Source organism: Imperialibacter sp., assembly GCF_040222385.1.
Classification (GTDB): Bacteria; Bacteroidota; Bacteroidia; order Cytophagales; family Cyclobacteriaceae; genus Imperialibacter.
The window spans coordinates 151,268-166,559 of the sequence record NZ_JAVKDF010000017.1; the positions used below are offsets into that span (position 1 = coordinate 151,268).

At 44.8% G+C, this 15,292-nt stretch carries 10 protein-coding genes and 2 tRNA genes; 4 read left to right on the top strand and 8 right to left on the bottom strand.

The features are described from left to right. Positions 1–29: 29 nt before the first annotated feature. From RIG68_RS04365 to RIG68_RS04395, 7 genes are all read right to left on the bottom strand, one after another. Positions 30–782, bottom strand: coding sequence for a shikimate dehydrogenase family protein (locus tag RIG68_RS04365; RefSeq protein ID WP_350078254.1), 753 nt, complete (start codon positions 780–782; stop codon positions 30–32). Next, a complete protein-coding gene (locus tag RIG68_RS04370) occupies positions 782–1,723 on the bottom strand; it encodes a DUF368 domain-containing protein (RefSeq protein ID WP_350078255.1) in 942 nt (313 codons plus the stop codon). Before RIG68_RS04370 ends, RIG68_RS04365 begins: the two co-directional genes overlap by 1 nt. A 73-nt stretch (positions 1,724–1,796) precedes the next feature. Beyond that, on the bottom strand, positions 1,797–2,567 hold the full coding sequence (locus RIG68_RS04375; protein WP_151998113.1) for a phosphosulfolactate synthase: 771 nt from the start codon (positions 2,565–2,567) through the stop codon (positions 1,797–1,799). An 81-nt stretch (positions 2,568–2,648) separates the two neighbouring features. Continuing rightward, positions 2,649–4,058 (bottom strand): tetratricopeptide repeat protein, encoded by a 1,410-nt coding sequence (locus tag RIG68_RS04380; RefSeq protein WP_151998112.1) that lies wholly within the window; start codon positions 4,056–4,058, stop codon positions 2,649–2,651. 280 nt (positions 4,059–4,338) lie between these two features. Continuing rightward, complete coding sequence (locus RIG68_RS04385) at positions 4,339–6,714, bottom strand: polysaccharide biosynthesis tyrosine autokinase (protein WP_350119072.1); 2,376 nt, start codon at positions 6,712–6,714, stop codon at positions 4,339–4,341. A gap of 8 nt (positions 6,715–6,722) precedes the next feature. After that, positions 6,723–7,505 carry a polysaccharide biosynthesis/export family protein gene (locus RIG68_RS04390; RefSeq protein ID WP_350119075.1) on the bottom strand — a complete coding sequence of 261 codons (783 nt, stop codon included), beginning with the start codon at positions 7,503–7,505 and terminating at the stop codon, positions 6,723–6,725. A 65-nt stretch (positions 7,506–7,570) separates the two neighbouring features. Then, positions 7,571–8,719, bottom strand: a complete 1,149-nt coding sequence (locus RIG68_RS04395; RefSeq protein ID WP_350119078.1) for a glycosyltransferase family 4 protein — start codon at positions 8,717–8,719, stop codon at positions 7,571–7,573. A 318-nt stretch (positions 8,720–9,037) separates the two neighbouring features. Between RIG68_RS04395 and hflX the strand changes: the two genes are divergently transcribed. The 4 genes from hflX to RIG68_RS04415 all read left to right on the top strand — a co-directional run bounded on the left by hflX (position 9,038) and on the right by RIG68_RS04415 (position 12,920). Beyond that, entirely contained in the window at positions 9,038–10,249 is a 1,212-nt protein-coding gene (gene hflX, locus RIG68_RS04400) for a GTPase HflX (RefSeq protein ID WP_350119081.1), read from the top strand. Positions 10,250–10,286: 37 nt separating this feature from the next. Further along, positions 10,287–10,358: transfer RNA gene (locus RIG68_RS04405), tRNA-Arg, on the top strand. Positions 10,359–10,423: 65 nt separating this feature from the next. Then, positions 10,424–10,495: transfer RNA gene (locus RIG68_RS04410), tRNA-Arg, on the top strand. Positions 10,496–10,586: 91 nt separating this feature from the next. Then, a complete protein-coding gene (locus tag RIG68_RS04415) occupies positions 10,587–12,920 on the top strand; it encodes a hypothetical protein (protein ID WP_350119084.1) in 2,334 nt (777 codons plus the stop codon). Here RIG68_RS04415 and RIG68_RS04420 read toward each other — a convergent pair. Continuing rightward, entirely contained in the window at positions 12,917–15,289 is a 2,373-nt protein-coding gene (locus tag RIG68_RS04420; protein ID WP_350119087.1) for a hypothetical protein, read from the bottom strand. The two genes, RIG68_RS04415 and RIG68_RS04420, sit on opposite strands and share 4 nt — an antisense overlap. Between the last annotated feature and the right edge of the window lie 3 nt (positions 15,290–15,292).

Sequence of the window (15,292 nt, forward strand, 5' to 3'; positions counted from 1 at the left end):
TGTTGGTCAACGAATAAACGAAATAATCATCACTTTTGATTCCATATTTCCCAGGCTCGCTCGGCTTGCAAAACCAGCATGTCGTATCCGTTTTTTACTTTGGCTCCGTTCTGCAGGCCTTTTTTCATAAAAAGTGTCTCGGCTGGATTGTAGACCAGGTCATACAATAAATGGCCGGCACCAATCTGATCAAACCCAATGTCTGGGCATTTTCCAATATCCGGGTATGTGCCTAATGGTGTCGTATTAATAATAAGCCTCCGCTGCTCAATAATCCCGGGCTCTTTTTTCAAACCTTCATAGGTTATAACACCATTCCCGGCAGACCTTGACACCTGAAGGAATTCAATCTTCAGGTCCTCCAGCGCCACTTTTACGGCAGAAGCCGCTCCACCTGTGCCCAGCACCAGGGCTTTTGCTCCAACTATTTCATCGCCAGCCCAATTTTGCAACGAGCGCAAAAAACCTATGTAGTCCGAGTTAAATCCTGTCAGGCTTCCATCCGGCTCTTTTCTGATCACATTGACTGCCCCGACTCTTGACGCACTCTGGTCAAGCTTGGTCAGCAGAGGAATGACTGCCTTTTTATGCGGGATGGTGACGTTTATGCCTACCAGGTCGGCGTTCTCTTTAAACAACGATGCAAAGCCAGCGGCGGCCTCCATCTCGAACAGCTCGTAAGACGTGTCGTTGATTCCTTCTTCGAGAAACTTTTGTGTAAAATATTTCTTCGAGAATGAATGTGTAAGAGGAAAACCAATCAGACCAAACAGCCTAGACATTACTTTTTCTTGATACTTGTGTGTGCAATCTTTTCAATTACCACAACAACACCAAAGCCAAGAGCAATGAAAAGCAGTGCGAACAGAATTTGAGGATCCTGCCCTGTCAGCTTATGATAGTAATGCGGCCATACATTGCTTTCAATAAAGGGCACCTGTTCGCCTGCACTATTCAACCGAAACTGCACCACCCGTTTCCAGGGCCATATCTTGTACAGAGACCCCACCATAAAGCCGGAAAGCAGTCCGATGGCCATATTGTGGTACTTTTTTAAAAACCAGGAAATCGCCCGTGAAAATGACAAAAGCCCTATAATACACCCGGCAGCGAAGAGAGCAATAACAAGATAGTTTAGCTCCTTAAGCGCCCTCAACACATACTCGTATTTGCCCATGATCAGCAAAATAAAGCTGCCCGAAATACCAGGAAGTATCATGGCGGTAATGGCTACCATTCCACTCAGGACGATAAACCACCAGGCCGTTGGTGTGGTGGCTGGGGTAGATGAAACAATGATGTAAGCGGAAGCCAGTCCTACTACGAATGCCACCACTACGCCGGGAGACCAGCTCTTGATCTGCCTGGCAATGGTAATGGAGGAAATGATAATGAGGCCGAAGAAAAAAGACCACACATAGATCGGATACAGTTCAAGCAAATGTGTGATCACCTGCGCAAAGATGATGATGCTCAACCCGATACCGGAAAGCAGGGTCACAAGAAAGCTACCATTGATGTGGCGCCAAAGCTCCTTGATTTTGAAGCCTGTAAGCAACCTCAGCGCCGTTAGGTCAAATGCTTTGATAGTGTCCAATAGCTCTTCATAAATACCTGTGATGAAGGCAATTGTTCCGCCGGAGACTCCAGGTATCACATCCGCACTTCCCATTGCCAGGCCCTTCAAAAAGAGCAAAAAATAGTCAGTTAACTTTCTAGGCATTTAAATGACGTCCAGGTGTTGACAAAAGAGGTCATTTCTATTTAAGAAATGACCTCCCAATAAAATCATATAGTTAAAACTGGCCCAGGAAATGATCAAACGTATCTCCTCTCAAGCCCAGTCTTATCGTTTCTAACGGAATTACCTCTTGGGGGGCAATATTTCCCAGGTTCACATTGGCCCCCAGCAACTTAATAAACCAAACTTGCTGCGCCTTTTGAGGTGCCTCCCAGATAATCCGCTCAAACGGAATTTTCGTTAAAATTTCCTCCACCAGACCCTGGCGTACTTCTCCAGAATCTCTGAACAAACCAACGTTTCCTCCTTCTCTGGCCTCTCCAATCACTTTCCAGGCACCGGCGTCCAACTCCGTCTGCATCTGCTCAATCCATTTATAAGGTGGGATGATCTTGGCAGCATCCTTTGATCCGACTTCTGACAATACAGTTACCTGGCTAGACAACTGCTGAATGTATTCGCATTTTCTGTCATGATCGAGGGTAATAGAGCCGTCCGACACCTCTGCATACTTCAATCCGTATTTGTCCAAAACCTTTCTATAGTCATCAAATTGATCCCTGATTACAAAGGCTTCAAACAAAGTGCCTCCAAGATATACAGGTATACCCGCCGACTGATAGAGGTCAATTTTCTCTTTTAGTTTTGGGAACACGTATGAAGTCGCCCAGCCTAACTTAATAATATCGACATACTCACCACATGTTTCAAGCAAATCCGCTGCTTCTCTAAGACTGCTCCCTTTGTCCATCACCATGGTAAAACCCGTCTGCCGTGGCTTCTTAGTTCTCTCCGGAACCTTACTTAATGCATAGTTTTCTAACATCTCAATTTCCTAAAATTCCAAACAAAAAAAGCCAATACACACAAGGCATGGCTTTCAAACAACCTTAAAAAAAGGCAATTCTTATTTATCTTTATTATTAGACTTATAGCGTTCAATGATTTTGTATAATGCCTTCTGTGTCTCAAGTTTTGGAAAAAACTCAAAGAGGACGACGTGATTTTCAAAATCCAAAGTTAAGGCATTTTCCAAAATTGCAAAGGCCTCTTTGAATCGGCCTGCAGTTATTAGATACACGGTAGCTCTGTAGTATAAATCGGACTCCTCGGGGCATTCATCCATGCCAGAAGAAACAGTGTCGATAGCCTTCTCATACTGGCCCTGCTCAAAATAAATGTGCGACCAGCCAAGCCAGGCCATCGGGTTTTTGGGATCAAGAATGGTTGCCTCCTCAAAAGCATCCATACTGGAAACTATGTTGCCAACTTTGTACTCAGCTTCAGCCACGGCCAACCAGTAATCGGGGTTTTCAGCGTTGAGTTTCAGTGCTTTATTGTAGAAATGAATGGATTCAAACCACCTTTCCTGGGCCTTCAAACATGATGCAATACCAAAATAGGCTTCGTCATACATGTCATCAAGCTTGGCAGCTCGTCTGTAGAAAGACAACGCCTCATCCAATTCGCCCAATTTTTCATAGGCAGCTCCAATATAGCAATAGGTTTCGGAGCTTGGCCCCTCTAATTCCTCGGTTGTTTGAAACGCCTTTAATGCTTTATCGTACTCCTCTATATTAAGGTAAGCATTGCCCATATTGAAGTAGGCTGAGCTAAAACTATCGTCGATGGCAGCGGCGTACTCATACGCATCGATGGCCTCTACGTGCCTTCCAAGCTTGTTGTAAACTATGCCGAGATTATACCAGGCATACTCCGAAAAAGGATCTCTATCGATGAACTGTTTATAATAATCAAGGCTGCTCTCGAGCTCTCCGGCTACATCCAGGCAATAAGCCAGTTCGTACAGCGCATTCTCATGATTGATATTGAACTCTATGGCTAGCTTATAATTATCAGCCGCCTGCTTGTAGTCTCCTTTTCCCTGAAATGCCAACCCGATATTGTAAAACACCTCATCTTTGTCTTCTATCCATTCAAGGGCGTTATTCAAGGCCTCAATTGCTTCATCATAGTTTCCATTGAGCGACAGGATATTTCCTTTAAGAAGAATGATCTCTGAATCTCCAGGCTGTAGATTTTCAGCGGTTTCCAGCAATTTGAGTGCCTCGTCATACTCTTCAAGCGAGGTGAGTATAGTTGCCTTTCGCAACATTAATTCCACTGAAAATGGAAATTGATCGAATGCTACATTGACTGCTTTTAACGCCTTACTGAACTTCAGTTTATCAAGGTAATAATCGATAATATTCTCGAAGTCATCTTCCTCAAAATAATGGCTGGCTCTCCCCTTCACAAAGTCCTCAAATTTCTCTACCAGCTCTTTAAGCTCTTTCTTACGAAAATCTTCCGCCATTAAATGTGATGATTAATAGTGTGACAAAGGTAGGAACAAAAAAACTAGGGTATTGAATCCCCGAAAACAATCTTTCTAAGTGAAAAACTTCTTTGCTCATTATGTCGCAGAGGGTTTATGTAAGATAGGCAATTATTTAAATTTCTGTCAAAGAAAAATCAAAATAATTGGATGTGTTCCAATAAAAAGATCGGTTTTCAAAAAAAATAGCAATGATTCCTATTGAATGGCAAATTGAAGTGTTGACCTATTATTTATTGACAGTCAGTCAATTGACAAATCATTTAGCTTTTCCCTTATGATCCTCATCGTAATAGCCGTAACCATAGCCATAGCCATAGCCATAGCCATATCCTTTCTTATTTAAAATTTTCACTGAGTTCAGAATGACAGAAATGTTGTTGAACTTGTTCATTTTGATCAACTTCTGTAGCGTTTTTAAGAATATCTTCCTGGAATAGTCGGCCCTTACGACGTACAGGGTTAAATCCGCTTTTTTCATCACGATCACACCGTCTGTCACCAAGCCAACAGGAGGCGTATCAAGTATTACTACGTCATACTTTTTGGATGCTTGTTTGATAAAATTGTCAAACCTTTCCCCAAGCATCAGCTCAGAGGGGTTTGGAGGAATAGGGCCAGCACCTAAGTATTGAAGCCCCTCAATCTCTGTCGTCTGCACACAATCCTCAAATTTGTCCCGCCCGATAAGGACAGTAGACATTCCCTTGTCATCTTTCTCTCTACCAAACGCCAAATGTATCTTGGGTTTTCGCATATCAAGATCCACCACAAGCACCTTCTGCCCTGTTTTAGCCAAAATACCTCCCAGGTTCACCGCAACAAACGTCTTGCCTTCCCCGCTAATGGTTGACGTCACAGCAATTACCCGCTGGTCTCCCCCGTTGAGTAAAAAGTCCATGTTTGTCCTGATACTGCGTAGCGATTCGCTTATTACTGACTGAGGAATCTTATGCACCAACAGCTTTGTGGTCAACAACTTTTCTCTCTTGTACACTGGAATGGAACCAAGAATTGGCACGCTAACCAAACGCTCAAGCTCTCTTTGGTGAGAGATCTTATTGTCTAACAGGTATCTTAAGCCGACAAAGAGAAGGCTCAACAAAAGGCCGCTAACAGCACCTACACCGTAAATGAGTAGTTGCTTGGGATGCACCGGATCCGTTGGTAAAGATGCTGGCGACAGAATGTCGAAGTCCTGAACTGTTCCCGCCTTGGCTATTTCCAGTTCGGCTTTGCTCTTTATCAAAGAAAAGTAGAACTCTTCCTGAAGATTGTAAAACCTTCTGGTTTTGTTAAACTCGGTACCCATGGAAGGTAATTCGACGAAGTTTCGCTCGAGGTTGGCCCTTCTAACATCCAACTCTCTGAGCGCCTTCACAAGATTTTCTTTGTACTCCTCTGTGATGCCTCTAACATTTTTCTTCAAAGTCTCCAGCCGCTGAGTCATGCGAGACACCGCATGGGTATTCTCATTGTAAGACCCCAGCAACACTTCCCGCTCTCCGAACAACTTGTTATATTCTGTCAAAGAACCGGATATGAACTCTGGTAAAGACCTGGAGTTGTAGTTGGCTAGCAGCAACGGCTCGCCCTTGTCCATTTGCTCCTGTGCCATCTGAATATTGGTCAGCTTGTTTTGCAGATCGTATCGCTGCGAGTCGAGCGACTGTAACAGCACGATTGTTCGGCCTAAGTCTGTCTGAATATTCGTCGTTCGGTTCTCTATCGTAAAGTTTTCAAAATAGTCCTCGTACTCCTCTATTTTCCTTTCTGTAATTTCCAGTTGCTCATTCAAGAATGAAAGCTTTTGCTCAATAGCCTGGTTTTTTTCCTCGGTTGTATATTTGAGATAGAGGGTATCAATAGCTGTCACAAAATCTCTCGCTTTATACTTATTGAAGTCTCTCAAAGAGATCTTTATCGTTTTTGCACTAAAGTTGAGTGGCTGAACAGTGACGTTTGATTGGAAAAAGCTAATTAACGCTGACTCACTATTGATAGTGAAATAGTATTTGCCGATGCCATTATCCTCTGCGAAATTCTCAGTCTTCTCAATCAGAAGATTGTAGTCAGGGGTACTGATCGTTTCGCCAAATTTATGCCGGGAGGCACCTGACTGCTCAGCAGGTTCAAATGACAATTCAAATTCGCTTTCCGAAATAATTTCGATATCGATAGGCCTATCGAAAAAGCCGGTATTATGCAACTTATAACTGACCACAAATGGGCTGTTCCGGTATCGCTCCTCGGTAAGGATATTTCCATAGTAGTGGTAGGAAACATTATAATTAATCGCCTCAACCACCCGACTGAAAAACAGATTTGATTTAAGAAGTTCGATCTCGCCGGATAGAGAGTTGACACCTGAGTTCTCCAGGGGGTTTTGCACCCCCAAAATCACTGCTTCATTCTGAATATTGAGTTTTAGTTGCGATTCGGATTCATATACGGGCTTGGTGTACCTGAGAAAAGCGTATGAAGCAGTGCCAGCGACAGCAAAAATAGCTGCCACATACAAAATACTACTCCTTACTACCTGAAGTAGTTTTTCGACATCAAGATCGTTGAACGCATCTGACTCATTCACGTCCGGGCCTAAACCTGATCCACTTGTGTTGCTGTTCTCTGTCAATTGCTACCTTACTTACTATTGATACTGTTTATTACCAAAACCAAAGTTACCACGCTGCTGACTAAACTTAAAACTGGGGATACGTCTCTGAGAGACTCTATCCACACCCGCCGCCATGGGTCAATATAGACGATATCACCTGGTTCCAGCCTCACAATCGATGATCGCATTCCACTAACGGTTGACAAATCAATCACGTATACCTCTGGGTTGTTCAAGTTTCCCCTAATTAGTCGTACAGTCTGACTTTTGGCCCCTTGATTAATTCCTCCGGACAAAGCAATAACCTCAATAAGTGAAGTATTTTCATTGACCAGCGGAATCACTTGTCCGCCGTTGGCGCCAAGCACAATCACCCTTCTGTTTTCGTAACGCAATACAACATACGGATCTTTATAGTGCTCACTGTAAAGTGCCTGAAGTTTTTGCTCTGCTTCGTATATAGTCATGCCGAGGATATCGACGTCTCCAACCATGGGTAGTTTCACCCGGCCATCCTGCCTGACCAAATAAACGAACTGACGGGTATTTTGCATGTTCTGATTTGTCATGCCCTGGCGAAGCTCAAAATTTGGATCGACAATTCTTTCACCTCCATTGGTGAACACATCTAACCTAAGATAGTCGTCTTTCTTAACATGGTAGTTCTTCTCTGCTAAAGAAACTGCCTGAGCGAGGTCTGATTCCGTGAACTTGTCGTCCACCTTGAACATGATATCCTGCTTGTAGAGCTTGCAGGAACTCAAAATAAGTAACGCTAAAAAAACAACTGTTCTTCCACAGTTCTTCATACCATGCTTCTATAAAGTAGAAAAGTTAACCCTGGAGGTCAATTAATGCGGAAAAGTAAAGATTCTCAACCAAATACTTCTTTTAATTGATGAGTTTTTGGTGTCTCAGAAGAAGTATAGTGGTCAATTTTTTCTAAGTACTCGTCAACAACGAAGGTGTCGTCAAAGTGTGTGATAACGTGCTGTCGAGCGTTTTCACCCATAATGTTTCGCTCCTCGTCGGTAAAGAACATCATTCGCTGCATAGCATCAGCAAGGCTATCAACATCCCTTTCTTTGCAAAGCAGTCCGGTAACTCCATCATGTACCACTGCGTTACACCCGGGGACATCTGAGGCTATCAGGGGCCTGCTCATAGCAGCGCCTTCGAGGAGGGTTTTGGGCAGCCCTTCTCTGTAAGACGGAAGAACGACGACGTGGGCCCTGGCAATCCAGTCCTCAACCTTATCGGTAACTCCTACATATTCAATGACCTTTTCATCATGCCACTGCTGAACCGTAGCCGCAGATATCGCTCTCAAATGCTTTTTCTCAATTTGCCCAAGCAGCAGGAACTTAACATTAAGGCCCTTTCGCTTCAAAATTCTAGCTGCTTCGACATATTCTTTCACGCCTTTCTCCACCAGAATTCTCGCTACCATTAGAAAAGTGAAATGCCCATTCGTATTGAATTTTGGAAAAAACCTGTGATAGTCGATACCTGAACCAGGAATAACGCTAGTAGAAGGCCCTTCAGGATTCACAAGGGATATGAATAACTTCTTATCGTCAGGGTTTTGGAAAAAAATGTGATCGGCAAACTTGAACGAGTGCTTGTAAAGCTGCACCGCTACAGACAGCACCCAATTATCTTGAATAAAGACAGTTCCTAACCCGCTCACGTTGTTGATAATAGCGGAGCTACCAACAAATTTGGCGGCGAGAGTACCGTAAATACCTGGCTTAATGGTATAGTGAAGGAAAGCATCTGCCTTCACCTTTTTGTATATTCTGATAAGTCGAAAGAGTAGTAGTAAGTCACGTAAGGGGTTCACTCCTGTGGTGTTCATGGGAACGGGATAAAACTCACAGCCCATTGCCACCAACTTTTTAGAATACTCATCCTTAGGAGCAATGGCTATCACTTCATCTCCCCTCTCCAAAAGAGCTTTGATGAGGTTCTTTCGAAAGTTGTATACGTTCCAGGACGAATTGATTACGATAGCAATTCTCATAGTAAGGCGAGGTGGTTTATAAACAGTCGATGCAAATAATTGTTTCTAGCTAGTCAAAACATATCCGAAAGAACCCCGAGAAACAAAAACCAAATGCTACAGACTGACTATACTTCCAATGGTCGTGCAAATTATTATTATTCCTCTAATAAGTTAAACTTTATTTATGAAGTTTAAAATTAGAAGGCAGTCTAACTCCTTCTTGTCTGATCGAAACTATTAATTATTCAACAACGAAAGTTAATATTCGGATGAACAGGGTGAACTTTTCGATGAACGATTGCTATTTATTGGTTTACTTGCAAGTTACTTCAACAAATGGATAAACTTATCTCTACGGCCCCCGTTCCACTCAAAGCTGTGTTAGTGGCTTTGATTAATAAAGATCAGCCGCCATCCAAGGCGGAGGAATTCCTTGATGAGCTGGAGTTCCTGGCGCAAACGCTTGGTCTGGAAATCAAGGGAAAATTTTCTCAAAGGCTCCCCAAGCCCGACACCCGCTCGTTCGTGGGCAAGGGAAAATTAGAAGAAATAAACACCTTCGTGAAGGCAGAAGAAATTGATGTGGTCATTTTTGACGATGACCTTACGCCGTCTCAGCTTAGGAATCTGGAAAACGAGCTAAAAGTAAAAATATATGACCGAAGCCTCCTCATCCTCGACATCTTTCTGGAGAGAGCCCAAACCTCCCAGGCGAGAACTCAGGTAGAGCTGGCACGATATGAATATTTGCTGCCAAGGCTTACCAGAATGTGGACTCACCTTGAAAGACAAAGGGGTGGAACCGGCACAAGGGGTGGTGCCGGTGAAAAAGAAATAGAAACAGACCGCAGAGCGATTCGGGATCAGATTACTGTGCTCAAAAAGCGGTTGGAAAAGATAGAAAAACAAGGTATTACACAGCGTAAAGCCAGAGGACAACTGGTGAGAGTGTCGTTGGTGGGGTATACTAACGTGGGCAAGTCCACTATTATGAACCGACTCAGCAAATCCGACGTGCTGGCCGAAAATAAGTTGTTTGCCACCGTGGACTCCACTGTCAGGAAGGTAGTTATAAACGACATACCGTTCTTGCTCTCGGATACCGTTGGGTTTATCAGAAAGCTGCCCCATGCCCTCATCGAGTCGTTTAAGTCTACACTCGATGAAGTTCGTGAGGCCGATATTCTCCTTCATGTGGTGGACATATCGCACCCATCGTTTGAGGAGCACGCAAAGGTGGTGGAAGCAACACTGAAAGAAATCGGCGCCGATGCTAAGCCTGTCATCACGATTTTCAATAAAATTGATCTTATCCCTGAGGAGCCACAGGAAGAAGCAGCGGATGAATTTGAGATCCAGGAGCCGGTAAAGCCTACGCCGAGAGAACGAGCTCTGGCTCTTTACACTGAGAAACCCGACACAAAACTGATCTTCATTTCAGCGACGAGCAAGGAGGATATCAGCAAGTTGCGGGAAACGCTCTACAAAGAAGTATTGGAGCATCACATTAGCATTTACCCCAATTACTTGAAAAACGTCAATTATTAATTTAATTTTGCACTCCTTTTTGTTGAAAAGACATCAAGGTCTCGTAGTTCAATGGATAGAATAGAAGTTTCCTAAACTTTAGATACAGGTTCGATTCCTGTCGAGACCACTTCTGACGAAAGGTCAATCTAATAGGTTAATTGATTGCCCTTCCTTCCTCAGCCTTGTAAAACAGGTCCCGTAGTAAAATGGATATTATGCAAGCCTCCGGAGCTTGAGGTGCAGGTTCGATTCCTGCCGGGACCACTTTTCACACTTCAGGCTGAATTCTGTGCCTATTCATCGTTTAAGTATTCTTTTCTTTTTTTAACCGTAGTAATTCTGGAAATTACTACGAATGAGAATCCAAACCGCCTGGCTGTGTCTTCTATTCCTTGCACTTTGCATCCCTTCAAAAGGACAAATCAGCGACTACTCGCATATCACCAGGGTCGAGCTCTTAGCCAAAAAACAGGGCAAGTGGGAGAAACGGCTTCTCCGGCACCGCCTTCAGTTAACCACAACGCCCGATGGAAAAACCGACCTGAAGGCACATCCCGTGTCAAACATCAAAAACCTGCGCTTTTCACTTATTCTTGAGGAAAATGGCGTCAAACAAAAAGTCAAGCCAAAGCAGGTCATACAAACCATCTTAAGTCGGCAGGCCGCACTCCCCGTGGCAACAACGTTGTCAATGGATGAACAGTCGTATGAGAAAAATCAACAAAAATACAACGACGACCTGCTGGGCTTCACCACCGGTAAAAGACCGAGCAGATGGGTTTACAGCCAGTGGATTACTCTGGCACAGTGGGAGGCCGCTGCCACGCCTTCGGAAATCTCGGTGCTGGTAAAAAGGCCTTTTAGAAAGGTGGCAAGACTAACACTGGAGGAGTTGCGCACAATTAGTCTCCCTTACTTGCCAACCCTGTCAAATATAGAATGTGTGCCTATCGACCGGTTCTTCGAACTACGAAAGCTCAAGGGCTACGGCATCGACAAAATAACCTACCAACCCTACACTGGCCACGACCAGGACATTCTCAAAAGACGGCAGAGAATCTACTTTCCAAAAAACAAATACGAACCTGAGTCGGTCTCGATTGACTCACTTAGAAAATACCTGAACGATAACGACCTAAGCATTTTGAAGGCTGATTTTTATGGATATTCTTCGCTGGAAGGCGACAGCCTCCTGAACCGGAACCTACAGGAAAAGCGGGCTTCATTTCTTTACAAAATGCTTAATGAAATGAGCAGCGACCCAGTAGAAGCAGATTCGATTGGTTTTGATGATGGCTATGAGGCGCTCGTGGCGCTCGCAAAAAAGAATTCTATCAAGTGGCTTCAAGCCATGCCAAAGGCCCAACTGAAGGACACCCTGCAAAAAGACTCCCTTTTACTCGCCAGGCTGGAGCCTTTACTGCAGCAATCCAGAAAAGCCGAACTCCAATTGGTATTGGCCAAAAGGCTCAATCAAGAGGAGCGGATTGCCAAAGCCTTCAGGGTGTTGAATCAAACTGCCCACAGAGTGGTAGCCACCAGGTCGGGGCATATAAGCACAGTCGACCAGCAACGGGTCAGCGGCATTCTTCATTACCTTTTCAGAATTTATGTGGGCGACGAAATCACAAGCGAAGAGTTGGTGTATGCCGTTAAAGCAGCTCCTAATGCCCCATTCGTTCGGGTGCTTTTCATGTATATGCTCATTGAGCAGTTTGAGAGGAAACGGCCGATTCAGGTAGACTCGCTGGTATGGCACAACAAGCTGGCTGAATTTGACCTGGATCGACTGTTCGAAGCAGCCAACGAGGACATTATTTCTTTTCTTTATTCAAAAACCATGGCTGCCAATACGAAAGCTATGCTGAACGGGATGGCCGTAGATCTGCAATATTATACGTTCAAATACATTATGAATGGCTCGCTCAGCCCATCCGTGTTATGTCGGTTTTCTTACCCAAATACGCCTGGATTTTATGCCCTCAAGCTCAATCATTACGCATTCCTCCAACAGCTGCCGCCGAATCTGGCCGCTGGCGTAAACTGCTACTCTGGCAGGTCTTACGAGTACTCTTACAAGGGCGCCAATCACCGCTTCAGGTCAACAGAGGTGGAAGGTCTCGCTGAAAGGCTTGAGCAAAGCGCCCGCACTTATCAATCAGCTTTTGAGAATGGGAACCTGGAGCCACCGTCGTTTTACAAAGGGTCTTATTCCGACTACTACTTCTTTCTTAAAGTTCTCTTTATCAACGAAGACGAAACCATGCTGCGTCTGGTTAACCAGTCTGATCAGCTTCTGGAATTTGACCTCTATCACTTTATTGACTATCAGGTTGAAAGCTTTGAGCCGTTACACAATTTTTGGCTGGACGAAGACATCCCCATTCAAAAGATACAGGAGCTTGTGAGGAGGCTGGCCAGGGATCCTGGCAGGCTGTGCCCCGTGCTGATTGAAAACATTTCCTTAAGCTTTTATTTGAAATCGCTCTACTATCTCAACAACTACTACGACCCAACCAATCCCTATCACATGGCGCTTGCGAGAGACGCTCTTTCGTACATCAGTAGCTACTACAGAAATAAGAAGGCTTTTATGACTTCAGAATTGCACGACCTTATCCAGCACCAAATCAACTTCTTCCATTTGATGCCCGGCACAAAGGACATCTCAGAATATGCCATCGATTAGTTGCCTGCCATTTCCACAGGAAGGGTACTAAACTCCGCAGTGCCTGTTTTTAAACTCCCCTCCGGGGTGATTGCAACAATGTTCACCTCGTAGTTCGACAACACATCCGACGAAGTACATTCTATATAGGTGGGTAGACTAGTTCCGGTGCGCCAGTAAAGCAGGTGACGCAGGTCTGGCAGGTACGCTTTTTGCTGGGCCAGGCTGGCATTGGTGAATTCTTCTTCGGGCTGAAATCCCTCAAAACTGAAGCTGATATTCTCCTGGTTGGGAATTTCAAGGGCTTTGTCCTTGGTCGAAATGGACAGAATACCGTTCCGGGCCATAGCGCCAAACCGCTCCTGAGCAGTGGCAGACCTATATAGCTGGATAGTTTCAATCACATCGGGATCCAGCGTGAGTACCAGGTCATAGTCAATCGTAGGAATGCCATTGATGAAGATCAGCGCCGGATCATTAAATAAAGTAGCGTTAACCGGGTCGTACATCATGATTACTCGTTTTCCGCCTCTTTCCCTCACCACTATACCACGGCCTATTTCAATGAATACCTCTCTTAGGCTACTAAAACTCAAGTATTGGCGTAAATCAAGCTGATAGTCTTCAGTGTTCCTTGTCAGAGGCGAAAACTCTCTGCTCACTTCTGTTTCTTTCCTCTCAGGATAGAGCCCAGGCACCTGCTTTCTGTAAGAGCCTTTGAATACTAGCTTGTCTCTCTTCTGATCTGCGAAGACGGTTCCGTTTTGAGATAACTTTTTCATCATGTCTACTTCCAGAGCAGTGGATGGAAGGCCACTTTCAATGTCTATTTTCATCTCTGAAAATGAAACACTAGTATTATCGGACAAGCAAACAATTTTAGTAGGCCCCGAAAAGTCGAAAACAGGAAGCAAAAACCATCCATACTCGTCGGTTCGGGCAGGAATGATTTCCTCGTGGGCAAAGCTATAAAACGTAAAAAGCTCCTGGCCCAACAGTAAGCTATCGGATGTCCGCACTTGCCCATAGGCGCTGATATACTTTTCGTAAGGCCATTTCGGGTAGGTCGCCTTATACGACATTATTTCCTGCCATGGATAGGTCGGGAGCTTTTTAGTGAGCAAAAACAAATCCCAGTTTTCAGGAGATTTAAAGCTGCTGTCAAAGAACTTGATCATTTCAGCGCCGTCGGGCGTAAGCACATCGGCCATATAAAAAACCTGGTTAATGGCAGGGGCGACATAGTCACCTTCGAGCAGTTTGTCGGACACGCTAACTGAGTAGGCAGCCACATTGCTGGCAGAGAAAGACGTCCTCACCTTTTCTCCTCTTTTGAAACTTCTTTGATCGAGCGTCAGCGCTAATTCACCAGAAGCTGGATAAATCTGAAAAACACGCTGGCCTATTTCGACGCCTGCTTCGTCAAGCAACGACAATTGATAGATACCGGTCTTAAGGCCGGCCGTCGGTATGCTGAGGGCCTGAGCAGGCTGGGTGGCAAAATCGATCCCCCGGTCCAGATAAATGGTGCCTTTCGACTGGAGGATGAGCCTGAGTTTCTGTCTTTCAACAGCCTCGAGTTTACTCTGCAGCGATACCCTGACGACAGTGGGCTGCGTTGTGACAAGCATCGAGATGCCTTCCGCCTTCACTTCGGGTAAAAAATGAGTGATAGCTTCACCATGCTGATCTTTTAAAATCACTTCATATTTTTCCCCAGCCTCAGGACGCAAGATGAAAGCACCATATCCGTGCTTGTTGGTGGAGAAAGTAGCCAGGGACTCATGCGCCTTGTTCACTACTTCGCCGTCAAGTACCGCCCCTCGTCCAAGAACGTCGAAAACCCTTACGGTAAACCTTGATGTGAGATCTGAAACGGGTTGCAAATTGCCCTCTGTGGTTATGGCAACTTCCATGTCGTCAACATGCGGTGGCTCGCCCACAGCAAGGGACAGTTCACCTGGCTGCTGATTTACCCAAAGCCAATCTCTGAAAAAATGTTCCGGCCCAAAATTCCTCATCCACCCCGTATAGGCCCTAACGACATACAAGCCTTTAGCAAAGTCCACTGGTACATCAATATACCCCTCACCAACGCCTGCTTCAAGCGACACCTTTTCATCTACAACCACGTCCCCAGCTTTGTTTACCACATTCAGGTAAAGCACTTTGCTTCCATCCGACAACCTCTGATTGGCGTCGTCAAATACGTAAGCGCTGAACCATATTCTATCACCCGGCTGGGCATAGTGTTGGGTCATGTGCAAATACACTCTTTCCTGCGTTTTGTTGGCCGCAAAAAGCTTGAACTGGTCAATTACTTTGTCCTGTGCAGCACCAACTGAGCAGGCAAGAATAAGAAGTGAAATGAGTGTATATAGCTTTTTCATGTT

Bases quoted from the DNA above. Each gene is read 5' to 3' on its own strand.
- RIG68_RS04365 (WP_350078254.1), bottom strand. From the start codon at position 782: ATGTCTAGGCTGTTTGGTCTGATTGGTTTTCCTCTTACACATTCATTC.
- RIG68_RS04370 (WP_350078255.1), bottom strand. From the start codon at position 1,723: ATGCCTAGAAAGTTAACTGACTATTTTTTGCTCTTTTTGAAGGGCCTG.
- RIG68_RS04375 (WP_151998113.1), bottom strand. From the start codon at position 2,567: ATGTTAGAAAACTATGCATTAAGTAAGGTTCCGGAGAGAACTAAGAAG.
- RIG68_RS04380 (WP_151998112.1), bottom strand. From the start codon at position 4,058: ATGGCGGAAGATTTTCGTAAGAAAGAGCTTAAAGAGCTGGTAGAGAAA.
- RIG68_RS04390 (WP_350119075.1), bottom strand. From the start codon at position 7,505: ATGAAGAACTGTGGAAGAACAGTTGTTTTTTTAGCGTTACTTATTTTG.
- RIG68_RS04395 (WP_350119078.1), bottom strand. From the start codon at position 8,719: ATGAGAATTGCTATCGTAATCAATTCGTCCTGGAACGTATACAACTTT.
- hflX (WP_350119081.1), top strand. From the start codon at position 9,038: ATGGATAAACTTATCTCTACGGCCCCCGTTCCACTCAAAGCTGTGTTA.
- RIG68_RS04415 (WP_350119084.1), top strand. From the start codon at position 10,587: ATGAGAATCCAAACCGCCTGGCTGTGTCTTCTATTCCTTGCACTTTGC.
- RIG68_RS04420 (WP_350119087.1), bottom strand. From the start codon at position 15,289: ATGAAAAAGCTATATACACTCATTTCACTTCTTATTCTTGCCTGCTCA.